Raw genomic sequence first — 14,394 nt, 5'->3', positions numbered from 1 at the left:
GAAACTAAGTATACTAGTAGGTAACAAGCGCTTTCAGCTAGTTGCTTTGGAGTTTATTTAGAAATTGAGAGGGAGTTATGGGAACTAGAAAATTTCGACTATTGATGTCCAAGTATGGTTTTAGCATTGCGATTATTCTGATAGAATTATTTGTAGTTTTTGCAGTCATTCTTTACATGAGCCAGATTGCTCCTCTTGTTTGGGTTGCTCTTGTATTTCTGGTCAGCGTGGCAACTGTTTTAGCCATTGTCAATCGTTCTATGTCTCCTGAAAGCAAGGTGACATGGTTGATTGTCACTTTTGTCCCTGTTTTTGGTCCCTTGCTTTATATCATGTTTGGTGAGCGTCGGTTATCAAAAAAGGAATTTAAACAATTACAGGAACTTCGTTCTATCGCATCTCATGAAAAGGGCGAACATAGTCTTCATCAAGATATACAGGGAACTGATAAATCTGCCTACGGGATTATCAATGCCTTATTGCATATGGACAGTAATGCAGAAGTTTATGATCAGACAGACTCACAATTCTTTTCAAATGGTGAGGAAATGTGGCAGCAGATGCTGGAGGATTTGAAGAGGGCTGAAAAATTTATTTTTCTAGAATACTACATTGTCGAAGAGGGATTAATGTGGGATAGCATGCTTGAGATTCTGGAAGAAAAGGCAGCTCAGGGAGTTGAGGTCAAGATGCTCTACGACGATATTGGTTGTATGGTGACCTTGCCGGGAGATTATACGGTTCATTTGCGGTCTAAAGGGATCGATGCTCATAAGTTTAATAAGGTGATTCCTCGTATGACGGTGGCCTATAATAACCGTGACCACCGAAAAATATTAGTCATTGATGGGCAGATTTCCTATACTGGCGGGATTAATCTTGCAGACGAATATATCAATCAGATTGAACGTTTTGGGCACTGGAAGGATAGTGGAATTCGGATCGATGGTCCAGCGACTCAGGCCTTTACGAGACTATTTCTCATGAACTGGTATATCAACCGTGGAGAAATCAGTGATTTTGATCAGTATCATTTGGAAAATCAGACACGACCAGGTGGCGGTCTATGTATTCCATATGGTAGTGGGCCAAAACCAATCTACCAGATGAAGGTGGGTAAAATCGTCTATCAAAATCTGATTAATCAAGCGGAAGATTTTGTCTACATCACCACGCCTTATCTCATTATTGATTATGATTTGACAGAGGATATAAAAAATGCAGCCATGCGAGGTGTAGATGTGAGAATTATAACTCCATTTATCCCAGATAAAAAGCTCATCCAGTTAGTAACTAGAGGGTCTTATCCTGATCTTTTGTCTGCTGGTGTCCGTATTTATGAGTATACTCCTGGTTTTATCCATAGTAAGCAAATGATTGTTGATGATCGATTTGCGATTGTTGGAACCATAAATCTAGATTATCGTAGCTTGGTTCATCACTATGAAAATGCGGTTTTGTTGTACGAAACACCATCGATTGCAGATATTCGTAAGGACTTTGAAGAGATTTTTGAAGTATCGCAGGAAGTATTCCCAGGGACGATCAATCCTACCTGGTATCAAACATTAATCAAGGAAGTGACCCAGTTGTTTGCGCCAATGCTTTAAGTGGAAGAATTAATTGAGAATAGATGATTAGAGGAAGAGGTGGAGAACCGCCTTTTTTACTGTAAGCAGTTTCCTTGACATCTTGTTTGTTTTGCGTTATCATATGTCCATATAATATATGGGAGTCTGTGTACAGTCTGAGAGGAAGTGTCAAACTTCGACCGCACCTGATCTGGGTAATGCCAGCGTAGGGAACGATACTTGGCCTAATTTTGCACCTTTTTCATATATGAAAGAGGTTTTTCTTTTTTCATAAAGAAAAACTGTAAATTAAAAGGAGGTTTGAATGAAAGCAAGCATTGCTTTACAAGTCCTGCCCCTGTCACAGAGGATTGACCGCATAGCTGTAATTGATAAGGTCATTGATTATCTGCAAGCTCAAGAAGTGACCATGGTGGTGACACCCTTTGAAACAGTTTTAGAGGGAGAATTTGATGAGCTTATGCGCATTCTCAAAGAAGCGTTAGAAGTGGCGGGCCAAGGAGCAGACAATGTTTTTGCCAATGTGAAAATAAATGTAGGAGAGATTTTAAGCATCGATGAGAAACTTGAAAAGTATAATGAGACGGCATATTAGTCTGCTAGGATTTTTAGGTGTCTTATCCGTTTGGCAGGTGGCGGGATTCTTAAAACTCTTACCAAAGTTTATCCTACCGACGCCACTTGAAATCCTCCAGTCTTTTGTTCGTGATAGAGAATTTCTTTGGTACCATAGTTGGGCAACCTTGAGAGTAGCCTTACTAGGTTTGGTGCTGGGTGTCTTGATTGCCTGTATCATGGCCGTCCTTATGGATAGTCTGAGTTGGCTCAATGACTTGATTTACCCCATGATGGTGGTTGTCCAGACCATACCGACCATTGCCATAGCCCCTATCCTAGTTTTATGGTTGGGTTATGGAATTTTGCCCAAGATTGTCTTGATTATCTTGACGACAACCTTCCCTATCATCGTCAGTATTTTAGATGGTTTTAGGCATTGTGACAAGGATATGCTGACCTTGTTTAGTCTGATGCGGGCCAAGCCTTGGCAAATCCTGTGGCATTTTAAAATTCCAGTCAGTCTGCCTTACTTTTATGCAGGTCTGAGGGTTAGCGTCTCCTACGCCTTTATCACAACAGTGGTATCTGAGTGGTTGGGAGGCTTTGAAGGACTAGGTGTTTACATGATTCAGTCCAAGAAACTGTTTCAGTATGATACTATGTTCGCTATTATCATTCTGGTATCGCTGATCAGCCTTCTTGGTATGAAGTTAGTCGATATTAGTGAAAAATATGTGATTAAATGGAAACGTACTTAAAATAGAGCGTTTTGGAAAAAGAAAAGAGGAAATAAAAATGAAGAAAACATGGAAAGTGTTTTTAACGATTGTAACAGCCCTTGTAGCTGTCGTGCTTGTGGCTTGTGGCCAAGGAACAGCTTCTAAGAATAACAAAGAAGCAGAACTCAAAAAAATTGACTTTATCCTAGACTGGACACCCAATACCAACCACACAGGGCTTTATGTAGCTAAAGAAAAAGGTTATTTCAAGGAAGCTGGAGTGGACGTGGACTTGAAATTGCCACCAGAAGAAAGCTCTTCTGACTTGGTTATCAATGGTAAGGCGCCATTTGCAGTGTACTTCCAAGACTATATGGCTAAGAAATTGGAAAAAGGAGCAGGTATTACAGCAGTTGCAGCTATCGTTGAGCACAACACATCAGGGATTATCTCTCGTAAGTCTGACAATATCAACAGTCCAAAAGACTTGGTTGGCAAGAAATACGGAACCTGGAATGACCCGACTGAGCTTGCTATGCTGAAAACCTTAGTAGAATCTCAAGGTGGAGACTTTGAGAAGGTTGAAAAAGTACCAAACAACGACTCAAACTCTATCACACCGATTGCCAATGGCATTTTTGATGCTGCTTGGATTTATTATGGTTGGGATGGAATTCTCGCCAAATCTCAAGGTGTGGACGCTAACTTCATGTACTTGAAAGATTATGTCAAGGAGTTTGACTACTACTCACCGGTTATCATTGCAAACAACGACTATCTCAAAGACAACAAAGAAGAAGCACGTAAAGTCATTCAAGCCATCAAAAAAGGCTACCAATACGCTATGGAGCACCCAGAAGAAGCTGCAGATATCCTCATCAAGAATGCACCTGAGCTCAAAGATAAACGTGACTTTGTCATCGAATCTCAGAAATACTTGTCAAAAGAATACGCAAGTGATAAGGAAAAATGGGGACAATTTGATGCTGACCGCTGGAATGCCTTCTACAAATGGGATAAGGAAAATGGAATCCTCAAGGAAGACTTGACTGATAAAGGATTTACCAACGAATTTGTAAAATAATGACAGAAATTAGACTAGAGCACGTAAGCTATGCCTACGATGATGAAAAAATCTTAGAGGATATTAACCTGCAGGTAACTTCAGGTGAAGTGGTCTCTATCCTAGGGCCCAGTGGTGTAGGAAAGACCACCCTCTTTAACCTGATTGCTGGGATTTTAGAAGTCCAGTCAGGGCGAATCATTCTTGATGGAGAGGAAAATCCTAAGGGGCGCGTGAGCTATATGTTACAAAAGGATTTGCTTTTGGAACACAAGACGGTGCTAGGAAATATCATCTTGCCCCTCTTAATTCAAAAGGTGGACAAGGCAGAAGCTATTGCCAAAGCAGATGAAATTCTTGCGACCTTTCAGTTGACGGCTGTAAGGGATAAGTACCCTCATGAACTTAGTGGTGGGATGCGTCAGCGTGTTGCTTTACTTCGTACCTACCTTTTCGGGCACAAGCTCTTTCTTCTAGACGAGGCCTTTAGTGCCTTGGATGAGATGACTAAGATGGAGCTCCACGCCTGGTACCTTGAAATTCACAAGCAGTTGCAGCTAACAACCTTGATTATTACTCACAGTATCGAGGAGGCCCTCAATCTCAGTGACCGCATCTATATCTTGAAAAATCGTCCTGGGCAGATTGTTTCAGAAATTAAACTAGATTGGTCTGAAGATGAAGACAAGGAAGTCCAAAAGATTGCCTACAAACGTCAAATCTTGGCAGAATTAGGCTTAGATAAGTAGAAAAATAGGGAGTTGGTGAGGTTGATACTTTGCCAGCTCTTTTTTGTCTATAAATGGAAATTCTGATATATAAAAAGTGATATAATTGACGTATTGTGATGTGATGAAAAAAGATGAAATTTAGACACAGATCTTGAATTTTATGTTAATGGCCGAGGTGCTTGTTTTTTATCGAGTATTTGTGTCGTTGGTTATGATTATGAAGGTAGGCAGTTTGATACAATTGATGAAGCTATGGAAGCTAAAGTTTTTGATGGAAAAAGTTTAGTGGATGTATGGGATGAAGAAGTTTTTCAGCAAATAAAAATATAATTGATATTGGCCAGAGAAAATAAAGGTAAGATTTAATTTGATTGAAGTTGTGAATGGTTTTAATCGTTATGAGATTTTTCCTGAAGGTGATGAGAGCAGAAGGGAGATTTTTAAATTTAATCCTTCTACCCGTGAGCTAAAGCGAAATGATCCCTCAAAATATGGTTTTGATTATGTGTCAAAATGTATTATAAATCTAAAAAGTGAAGACGGCGGCTTGAAAGAACCAGGGCAAGTTGTGTGGTACTAAATGACTTGAGCGACTTTAGAATATAGGAAAAAAGCAATGCTTAAACTAATTAAAATTTTTAATTCTGGTATTTTAGGATATTGGTATATTCCTGAAAACCGTGACCCAGGTATGATTGAGATTGATGAGCAAACTGGCGAAGTTACAGTTGCTATCGAGTCAAATTATGATAAAGAACTTGGGGCACCCTATTATGCAAACAAGGCTCGTGGAGCAGTGAAGCAGATGTGGGATAGAGGAGAATTACCAAGCGAGAAATCATTTACCTGGTGGTAATTTTAAGAGATAACAAAAAGTGATTAAATGATGTTAAATAATGAACTACATGACTATAACAAACCAGACTCATCCGATGAAACAGATGAACTCATTACTTCGGAGTCTAATCTTGAAGGGTACAGTGATTTTTACAAAGATAGTGAAGAGTCAAAAGTTTGGTGGATTGATAAGATAGATGTTAGAGGAGAGCTGTTATTCAGCTTTGATCAGCAAAAAATTTATAACCTTTTTCTTGATTATCCTCATAATATGACTGAAGAAGAAGTTAGAATTTTTAATAGCGAGAATCCATTTTGGAGAGATTTTTTCTCAGATAGAAAGTCATAAACTATACATTTATTTGTAAGAATTAAATGATATGACCGACAAAGATTATATACAATAGTAAACATGCTTAGATACATATAGATTATTTTTGATGTTCAGTCACCTCCCTCATAATTTATTTTTGATGGATACTGTGACATAATTAAGATACGAAGGATAGAGGTTGAGAATCTGTCACCAACGCGCCATTTAGTTAGTGGGTCGAGAAATGCAGGAGCCTCGACAGTCCTGGCTATCCTTGCAAATAAATCAGCCCTTGGAAAAAATCTAAGGACTTTTAGGTTAGTTAATTTTTTTAATAATTTCAACATTTAAAATTTCATTTTCAAATAACCTCGTCCATCGTAAACCTGTTTTAACAGATAAAGCATCATACTCTTCATCAAAAGTATCCTTATCTTCAAAAAGACAAATTCCCTCAAAGGTCTGGTTATCAACGTCTGTCATCGTTACAACTTTATTGTTAAACTTTCTAAGTTCCATTTTTATTTTCCTGATTCTGTAGTACTATAGTTTGTTATATTATTGGAATCCCTTTAACGTAAGCTTCCTTAGCTTTTGCTAGTGTCATCTTGTTTGGGCCTCCATCAATGTTGGTTTCCCCCGTATTTTGCCAATTACAATGATCACAAATGTCATAAACAGCGGTCAATGTTCCGCAAACTGGACAATGTACGTATTCTTCATCATTAATCATTACTAAGTTTTCTTTACCAGTCTTATTCATAATTATTTACTCCTAATTATTGTTTTTAAAATAGTGAAACCAGAAATATTAATTGGCTAGAACTAAATATTTTTATATTAAATTCTCTTATCTTTCTAAACTTTTCTGAGATAGGCTTTCTTAGCTTCTGCAAGAGTTATAGTATCATTATACTTCAACATTGGAGCTATTGCTAATGATTGAGAGAGTTTTCTGGATATGCTATAATATTACCAGGTATTAAAAAAGCACGTTTGACCGTGCTAGTTTCTTGCCTGCTGAACTCGTCAATATTACGCCCTTTTTAGGGCTCTTTTTTGTGGACTTTTTTAGGAACTTTCAAGAAAAACTAAGGCTATTTAATGCCAAAGTGTTTTTTAAAAAAGTCAGTATTTTCAAGGGCTGAGCTCTAAAAATTTGACTTATAGAGTGTTAAATGATAGTATAGTCAAAGATAGTCAAGGTTCAAAGAAAGAGGTGGCGTTCTATGAGATTTAAAAATACATCAGACCATATAGAGGCCTATATCAAGGCGATTTTGGAGCAGTCGGGTATGGTTGAATTGCAACGAAGCCAATTAGCGGATACCTTTCAAGTCGTGCCTAGCCAGATCAACTATGTGATTAAGACTCGATTTACTGAAAGCAGAGGTTATTTAGTTGAAAGTAAGCGAGGAGGTGGCGGTTATATTCGCATTGGTCGAATTGAATTCTCTAACCATCATGATATGCTTCGAGATCTACTGTATTCGGTAGGTGAAGAAGTTAGCCTAGCTATCTTTGAAGATGTTTTAAGACTCTTGTTTGAGCAGGATTTGGTGACTCGTCAGGAGATGAATCTATTATTAGCAATGGCGACAGACCGAGTTTTAGGCGATGATGCCAATCTTATCCGTGCCAATATGCTCCGTCAGTTATTACAAGAGGTAGATAGAAAAGGAAAATAGAACTAAATGAAATATTCAAAAGCATTGAGAGAATGTATAGAAAGTGCCTTTCTGGTCGCCAGTCATTTTGGGGCAGAATACCTAGAGTCATGGCATCTATTGATTGCTATGGCCAATCATGGTTACAGTGTAGCTGGGGCGACTTTAAATGAATTTCCATATGAGATTGATCGTCTGGAGGAAGTTGCTGTAGAGCTAACTGAAACAAAGTATAGCGATCAGGAACATTATCAGGAGCTTCCTTTTTCACACCGGTTGAAGGTATTGTTGTTGGAAGCAGAGCATGTTGCATCTGTCGTACATGCCAAGGTATTGGGAACAGAGCACCTTCTTTATGCTATCTTACATGATGGCAATGCCTTAGCTACTCGCATTTTAGAAAAAGCGGGATTTTCTTACGAAGATCAGAAGGATCAGGTCAAGATTGCTGGACTTCGTCGAAGTCTTGAAGCGCGTGCTGGTTGGACTAGAGAAGATTTGAAGGCCCTTCGCCAGCGTCATCGTACGGTAGCGGATAAGCAAAATTCCATGGCTAATATGATGGGGATGCCTCAGACACCAAGTGGAGGTTTGGAAGATTATACGCATGATCTTACGGAGCAAGCTCGTTCGGGTAAATTGGAACCAGTCATCGGGCGCGACCAAGAAATCTCTCGTATGATTCAAATCTTGAGCCGTAAGACAAAAAATAATCCGGTCTTAGTTGGAGATGCAGGTGTCGGTAAAACAGCTCTAGCACTTGGTCTTGCGCAACGTATTGCCAACGGGGATGTACCTGATGAAATGGCTAAGATGCGTGTCCTAGAACTTGATTTGATGAATGTGGTTGCGGGAACTCGTTTCCGTGGTGACTTTGAAGAACGTATGAACAATATCATCAAAGATATTGAGGAAGATGGCAAGGTCATTCTCTTTATCGATGAGCTTCATACCATTATGGGATCAGGAAGTGGGATTGATTCGACCTTGGATGCAGCCAATATCTTGAAACCTGCCTTGGCACGTGGAACTCTGAGAACTGTCGGTGCGACCACTCAGGAAGAGTATCAAAAGCACATCGAAAAAGACGCAGCCCTTTCTCGTCGCTTTGCAAAAGTGATGATTGAGGAGCCGAGTTTAGCAGATAGTATGGCTATTTTGCAGGGCTTGAAAGCAACTTACGAGAAACACCACCATGTCCAAATTACAGACGATGCAGTAGAAACAGCTGTCAAAATGGCACATCGTTATTTGACGAGTCGTCATTTGCCAGACTCAGCCATTGATCTATTGGACGAAGCAGCTGCAACAGTGCAAAATAAATCGAAACACGCTAAACAAGATGAGTCAGGTTTAACACCAGCTGATAAGGCCTTGATGGATGGTAAATGGAAGCAAGCTGCTCAACTCATTGCAAAAGAGCAGGAAGTTCCAGTCTATAAAGATTTGGTGACAGAATCAGACATTTTGACCACCTTGAGTCGCTTGTCAGGTATTCCTGTGCAAAAATTAACCCAAACGGATGCCAAGAAGTATCTCAACCTTGAAGCTGAACTGCATAAACGTGTTATCGGACAGGAACAAGCGGTGTCTAGCATCAGTCGTGCCATTCGCCGAAATCAATCGGGTATTCGCAATAACAAACGTCCAATTGGATCCTTTATGTTCCTAGGACCAACAGGTGTTGGTAAGACCGAGTTGGCCAAGGCCTTGGCGGAAGTTCTCTTTGATGATGAATCTGCTCTTATCCGCTTTGACATGAGTGAATACATGGAGAAATTCGCGGCCAGTCGTCTCAATGGGGCTCCTCCAGGTTATGTAGGTTACGAAGAAGGTGGAGAGTTGACCGAGAAGGTTCGTAACAAACCGTACTCAGTACTTCTCTTTGACGAGGTAGAAAAGGCTCATCCAGACATCTTTAATGTTCTCTTGCAGGTCTTGGATGATGGTGTCTTGACAGACAGTAAGGGTCGCAAGGTTGACTTCTCCAATACCATCATCATCATGACATCAAACCTTGGTGCGACAGCTCTTCGTGACGACAAGACAGTCGGCTTTGGAGCTAAGGACATTCGTTTTGACCAAGAAAATATGGAAAAACGGATGTTTGAGGAGTTGAAAAAGGCTTATCGTCCAGAGTTTATCAACCGTATTGATGAGAAGGTGGTCTTCCATAGCTTGTCAAGTCAAGATATGCAAGAAGTAGTTAAGATTATGGTCAAACCATTGATTGCAAGCTTAGCAGAAAAAGGAATTGACTTGAAACTCCAAGCATCTGCCCTTAAACTTCTAGCTCAGCAAGGCTATGATCCAGAGATGGGGGCTCGTCCACTACGCAGAACTTTGCAAACGGAAGTAGAAGACAAACTTGCAGAACTTCTCCTTAAAGGTGAATTGGAAGCTGGTAAGACTCTGAAGATTGGTGTCAAAGCTGGTCAATTAAAATTTGAGATTGTTTAAAATTGTGAGGTTGGAACAGATTGTTTCAGCCTCTTTTTTTGGGAAGTTGTTACTCAAATAAGCATTTGAATTGTGCAATTAGTTTAAGGATTTCCAAAAGGGATTTTTCCTAATCAAGTTTTGTATGCTACGTAAAAAATTCTTATCATACAGCAATGTTTTTATAAAAAATAATAAAAAAGTGTTGACAAATACAGAAAGGTAAAGTATAATATAAAATATAAAAAGTTATAAAAAGGTTGAAAAGACATGAAAAAACAGATAGCAGTGGTTTTTGGAACCTTTGCTCCCTTGCATCAGGGGCATATTGATTTAATCCAAAGAGCAAAACGACAATGCGATGCTGTATGGGTGGTAGTTTCAGGTTATAAGGGAGATCGTGGTGAACAGATTGGACTTACACTACAAAAGAGGTTTCGCTATATTCGTGAAGCATTTCGAGATGATGAGTTGACCTCTGTTTGTAAACTTGACGAAACCAATATTCCACGCTATCCAATGGGCTGGCAGGAGTGGTTGGATCAGATGTTGCAGGCCATTTCCTATGACCAGACTGGTCAGGAACTCATCTTTTTTGTAGGAGAGTCCGAATATCAACAAGAATTGTCAGAACGTGGTTTCGAGACTGTCCTACAGGAAAGAAAATTTGGAATTTCGGCTACTATGATTCGAGAAAATCCAAGCAAATATTGGAAATACATCGCTCAACCTTTCCGCCGTCAGTTTACGAAAAAAGTGTTGATTATGGGAAGTGCGAGTAATGGGAAAACAACTCTAGCCAAGGATTTAGCTCGCTTCTATGATGCGCCAGTCAGTCTGGAATATGCTCGTGAGTATCAGATAAAAAATAATGTCCGAGATGATGAGCTTATCCCCAAAGATTATTATTACCTTCTTTTGGGGCAATATGACCAAACTTCCAAGTTAATCGATAGCAATGCCAATCGAGGCCTGGTCCTTGCAGATACAAACTCTTTGGTAACCAAGGGCTACTACGATTACTACATGGAAAGCGAAGAGCAGGAGGACTTGTCCGTAGAGACCTTTGATAGTCTCTTTGTTTCCATCTTAGCCAAGGAAAAGTGGGATTTAATCCTCTTTGTGCAACCTGTTGGCTCTTATGTCAATGATGGTTTTCGCGACATGACCATGGCAGAAGACCATATCCGTCACAGTTTTTCTCAGCATTTGGATATGATGAGGGAGCAATATCTAGGCAATATTCCTCATGTTTATCTAGCTGATGATTATCTAGAAAATTATGAAGCAGCAAAAGTGGCTATTGATGCCATTTACCAAGCAGATTAGGAGAAGAAAATGAAAAAAATAACTGAAAAAATCACACGATTTATTGAAAACTTTAAAAATGTTCACGCAGAAGCTCGTAAAATTGGTTTTGCAGGAGTTATGCGTTTGCTTTGGAAAGACCTCTTTGTGGGCCGTAGTCTTTTCCAGTGGCTCTATTTGATTGCTTTATCAAGTGTTCCTCTTATTCTGGAGTTTACACAAAACACAGAAAGTCATGACTGGATTGGTCTCTTGGCCTCTTGGACAGGGATTGTCTGCGTTATATTGGTAGCTGAAGGTCGGGCTAGCAACTATCTTTTTGGTGCTATTAACTCTGCAATCTATTTGGTCCTAGCTATGAATGCGACTTTCTACGGTGAAGTTTTGACAACAGTTTATTTCTTTGTCATGCAGCCTATTGGTCTCTATACTTGGTTGTCTAATCGGATCAATGAACAAGGAAGACCAGAGGAGTCTCACTTTGAAGCTAAGAAACTCGGTCTGATTGATTGGCTCAAGTACTTGGCCTTGACTGCTATCATCTGGATTGGCATGGGATTAGCCTACCAAAGTATCAGCAGTGCTCGTCCTTTCCGTGACAGTGTTACCGATGCGACAAATGGTGTTGGTCAGCTCTTGATGACACGTCTTTACCGTGAGCAATGGATTTTCTGGATTGCAACCAATCTCTTTAGTATCTACCTCTGGTGGGGTGAAAACATCCATATCCAAGGAATGTACTGGGTTTACACCATCAATAGTTTAGTCGGTTGGTACCAATGGACTAAGGCTGTCAAGGAGAGATAAGATGACTGAAACGATAATCCCAGCTGGAATGACAGAAAGAGAATATTTTGAGGTTCATGCGACTGAGAAGGAATTTTTAGACTGGTACTGCAAACAGGATCTTCCTCAGTATGAAAAACCGAGCGTGACGGTGGATATGGTAGCTTATTGCTTTGTGGAAGGCAAAATCAAACTCATACTAATCCGCCGTAAGGCCCATCCTTATCAGAACTGTTTGGCTTTGGTCGGTGGTTTTATGGATAAGAGCGAAGATGCAAGGCATGCTTGTCAGCGTGAAGTAAGAGAGGAGGTCAACCTCGACCTTCCTTTAGAAAAAATCGAACAGTTGATGACAGTATCTACTCCAGGTCGTGATCCGCGGGGCTGGACGGTTACTATCGCCCATTTGGTGTATCTACCTAGCCGCGCACTTGATCTCGTTCAAGCTGGAGATGATGCAAAGGATGTGGTTTTTGTCGATGTCAATTTTCAGACGGGCAAGTGCTTCCTAGATGGACTAGAGCTGGGGGAGCAAGACTTCGCCTTTGACCATTATGCCATTATCCAAGAATCCATCAAACGAATCCAAGGGCGTCTTGACTGGAATCCGACCTTCCTCTATCTGCTAGAGGAGGAGTTCACTGTCTATGAAGGGACCGAATTGGTCAATCTCATCAACCCAGGACGACCAATCGTCAGCAATAACTTTCTCGTAAAATACGGTGAGTATGTAGAAGAAGTTGGGCTCAAACGAGTGCCTAAAAAGAAACCAAGAAAAACCTATCGATTGAAATAAAAAGCTTTGGGACAGAAATCGATAGATCAAGTCTCGATTTCCTAGTCTCAGTCCTGAGAAATTTCAATAAACCTGATGGCTTGTTGAACTTGAGAATAGAGAAAATAAAGTTTGTATCAAAAGTCAATTCAGCCATCGTGTCAAAGACTTATTAGTCATAAAAAAGTGAGGTCGGGATTTTTTCCCGACCTCTTTTTTGATGCTATTTGACTACTTTACTAATTAAGGATGTTTATCTGTCTTTGAATTACTCATGATTCGAATGAATAAATCTTTGTATTTATATTTTAAATAGGTTTCGTGTAAATACAATAAAGCTACATAGACAATCATGAAAATGGCAGTTAGGTAGAACAAATCAAATGTTGTTTGAGCGTAATGAGTAGCTGCCCCATAAGAAACGAAAGCATCTAAAATCACCCAAGGAAGATACTTGTAATATTTGCTTAACATAAGTCTACACCTCCAATATCTATTTCAATTTTATTATAGCCCTTCAGGAAAAAAATGCAAGCGATTACACGTATAAAATATAGTATTCTCATAGGAAAAATTTTCCTGTTTTTTTAAATTCTTTACGAATAAAAGATATAGGAGGGATAAGGAAATAAATGTACTAAAAAATAATTCTAAAAAATTTTAGATAAGTAGTTGACAAATTTCAAAACAAATATTACAATAATGTTACAAACATATTTCCAAACATTTCAAAAATGTTACAAAAGGAGCATAAAATGAAAAATAAAACTTCTATCAAATTGATGGCCGCAACTGTACTCGCTTCAACCCTGCTATTGGGAGCTTGTGGTAATAAGAAAGAGAATACTGCAAGCGATAGTTCTAGCAAGACAACACAAGCATCTTCTAGTTCTAAGGCAAGTTCTTCAAGTAAAGAGAACAAGACTCAGAAGTCATCAAGTTCAGCTTCAACAGAAAAAGCTAAATCATCATCTTCTGACCAGTCAGCAACTACTGCTAATCAATCGCAAGCAACACCAGCGCCAGAAACAAGACAGGGGCAAGAAGTTTCTAACCAACAGGCATCTTCGCAAACTCCCTCAAATCAGCAAGGCTCTCAAGCACAGACAAGCCAATCAGCTTATGATCCAACTACTGATCGCAAACTTCAAGATAAGCAAGCAGAACACAACAAACGTTACAAGGGTGTTCTAACCATGGTTGATGGAGATTTCTCTGCTGCAGCTGGCAACTGGAAGGGGGCTAATGGCGAGACTATCACTGTTTCATCAGGTGGTCAATTTACAGTAGAATCTAGTGATGGTAAGAAAGAAAACTACTCTATCCAAGGCTATGCCTATACCCTTGATGATGGTAAATATAATGCCAAAATTGGTGGTGGAAAAATCATCCAAATTACAACAGGCGCAGATGGAACTGTATCTAGCGTTGCTTTGATTCAGCCATAGTCTTCAGTACTGAAATAATTTGTTTAAAAATAGTTCAGTTGATGAGTACCTACAGCATTTGAAGTTGATAAGACGTCATAAATGAACTTCAGAGATGAGATGAACTTAGGAGTATATGTAATCATATCTACCTGAACTGACCGTTTTTCACTTAGTTT

17 protein-coding genes and 1 riboswitch are annotated in these 14,394 nt (G+C 39.5%); of the genes, 14 read left to right on the top strand and 3 right to left on the bottom strand.

Annotated features, from left to right (window positions below; genetic code table 11):
* Window positions 1-77 precede the first annotated feature (77 nt).
* From cls to RRU92_RS01335, 8 genes are all read left to right on the top strand, one after another.
* Complete coding sequence (cls, locus tag RRU92_RS01370) at window positions 78-1,610, top strand: cardiolipin synthase (RefSeq protein WP_315640092.1); 1,533 nt, start codon at window positions 78-80, stop codon at window positions 1,608-1,610.
* Between the two features lie 108 nt (window positions 1,611-1,718).
* Window positions 1,719-1,821, top strand: a riboswitch (TPP riboswitch).
* A gap of 75 nt (window positions 1,822-1,896) precedes the next feature.
* Window positions 1,897-2,187, top strand: coding sequence for an MTH1187 family thiamine-binding protein (locus RRU92_RS01365; RefSeq protein ID WP_315640091.1), 291 nt, complete (start codon window positions 1,897-1,899; stop codon window positions 2,185-2,187).
* On the top strand, window positions 2,150-2,908 hold the full coding sequence (locus tag RRU92_RS01360; protein WP_315640089.1) for an ABC transporter permease: 759 nt from the start codon (window positions 2,150-2,152) through the stop codon (window positions 2,906-2,908). The genes RRU92_RS01365 and RRU92_RS01360 overlap by 38 nt, the downstream gene beginning before the upstream one ends.
* A 37-nt stretch (window positions 2,909-2,945) precedes the next feature.
* Window positions 2,946-3,953, top strand: coding sequence for an ABC transporter substrate-binding protein (locus tag RRU92_RS01355; protein ID WP_315640087.1), 1,008 nt, complete (start codon window positions 2,946-2,948; stop codon window positions 3,951-3,953).
* The gene (locus tag RRU92_RS01350) at window positions 3,953-4,681 is read left to right on the top strand and encodes an ABC transporter ATP-binding protein (RefSeq protein ID WP_315640085.1); all 729 of its coding nucleotides are present in this window, start codon (window positions 3,953-3,955) and stop codon (window positions 4,679-4,681) included. Before RRU92_RS01355 ends, RRU92_RS01350 begins: the two co-directional genes overlap by 1 nt.
* 349 nt (window positions 4,682-5,030) lie before the next feature.
* Complete coding sequence (locus RRU92_RS01345; protein WP_315640083.1) at window positions 5,031-5,243, top strand: hypothetical protein; 213 nt, start codon at window positions 5,031-5,033, stop codon at window positions 5,241-5,243.
* Between the two features lie 36 nt (window positions 5,244-5,279).
* The gene (locus tag RRU92_RS01340; protein WP_315640082.1) at window positions 5,280-5,519 is read left to right on the top strand and encodes a hypothetical protein; all 240 of its coding nucleotides are present in this window, start codon (window positions 5,280-5,282) and stop codon (window positions 5,517-5,519) included.
* Window positions 5,520-5,546: 27 nt separating this feature from the next.
* The gene (locus RRU92_RS01335) at window positions 5,547-5,849 is read left to right on the top strand and encodes a hypothetical protein (RefSeq protein ID WP_315640081.1); all 303 of its coding nucleotides are present in this window, start codon (window positions 5,547-5,549) and stop codon (window positions 5,847-5,849) included.
* Window positions 5,850-6,131: 282 nt separating this feature from the next.
* Here the strand turns inward: RRU92_RS01335 and RRU92_RS01330 are convergent, their stop codons facing one another.
* Entirely contained in the window at window positions 6,132-6,332 is a 201-nt protein-coding gene (locus RRU92_RS01330; protein WP_315640079.1) for a hypothetical protein, read from the bottom strand.
* Between the two features lie 34 nt (window positions 6,333-6,366).
* Window positions 6,367-6,576 carry a CPCC family cysteine-rich protein gene (locus RRU92_RS01325; protein WP_001044018.1) on the bottom strand — a complete coding sequence of 70 codons (210 nt, stop codon included), beginning with the start codon at window positions 6,574-6,576 and terminating at the stop codon, window positions 6,367-6,369.
* Window positions 6,577-7,042: 466 nt separating this feature from the next.
* Between RRU92_RS01325 and RRU92_RS01320 the strand changes: the two genes are divergently transcribed.
* The 5 genes from RRU92_RS01320 (at window position 7,043) to RRU92_RS01300 (ending at window position 12,809) form a co-directional block, all read left to right on the top strand.
* Window positions 7,043-7,501 (top strand): CtsR family transcriptional regulator, encoded by a 459-nt coding sequence (locus tag RRU92_RS01320; protein WP_315640078.1) that lies wholly within the window; start codon window positions 7,043-7,045, stop codon window positions 7,499-7,501.
* Between the two features lie 6 nt (window positions 7,502-7,507).
* Complete coding sequence (locus tag RRU92_RS01315) at window positions 7,508-9,940, top strand: ATP-dependent Clp protease ATP-binding subunit (RefSeq protein WP_315640077.1); 2,433 nt, start codon at window positions 7,508-7,510, stop codon at window positions 9,938-9,940.
* 249 nt (window positions 9,941-10,189) lie between these two features.
* Window positions 10,190-11,248 (top strand): AAA family ATPase, encoded by a 1,059-nt coding sequence (locus RRU92_RS01310; protein ID WP_315640074.1) that lies wholly within the window; start codon window positions 10,190-10,192, stop codon window positions 11,246-11,248.
* Between the two features lie 9 nt (window positions 11,249-11,257).
* Window positions 11,258-12,034, top strand: a complete 777-nt coding sequence (pnuC, locus tag RRU92_RS01305; RefSeq protein ID WP_315640073.1) for a nicotinamide riboside transporter PnuC — start codon at window positions 11,258-11,260, stop codon at window positions 12,032-12,034.
* Between the two features lies 1 nt (window position 12,035).
* Window positions 12,036-12,809 carry an NUDIX hydrolase gene (locus RRU92_RS01300; protein ID WP_315640072.1) on the top strand — a complete coding sequence of 258 codons (774 nt, stop codon included), beginning with the start codon at window positions 12,036-12,038 and terminating at the stop codon, window positions 12,807-12,809.
* A 222-nt stretch (window positions 12,810-13,031) separates the two neighbouring features.
* On the opposite strand, the gene RRU92_RS01295 is transcribed toward RRU92_RS01300, so the two are convergent.
* Window positions 13,032-13,262, bottom strand: a complete 231-nt coding sequence (locus RRU92_RS01295) for a hypothetical protein (protein ID WP_315640071.1) — start codon at window positions 13,260-13,262, stop codon at window positions 13,032-13,034.
* A 281-nt stretch (window positions 13,263-13,543) separates the two neighbouring features.
* Here RRU92_RS01295 and RRU92_RS01290 point away from each other — a divergent pair, with 281 nt between their 5' ends.
* Window positions 13,544-14,236, top strand: coding sequence for a hypothetical protein (locus tag RRU92_RS01290; RefSeq protein WP_315640070.1), 693 nt, complete (start codon window positions 13,544-13,546; stop codon window positions 14,234-14,236).
* Window positions 14,237-14,394: the final 158 nt, after the last annotated feature.

The organism is Streptococcus sp. DTU_2020_1001019_1_SI_AUS_MUR_006, assembly GCF_032340315.1.
In the GTDB taxonomy this organism is placed as follows: domain Bacteria; phylum Bacillota; class Bacilli; order Lactobacillales; family Streptococcaceae; genus Streptococcus.
The sequence above is the reverse complement of the archived record's forward strand: the minus strand, read 5'-3'. Positions and strand labels throughout refer to the sequence as shown.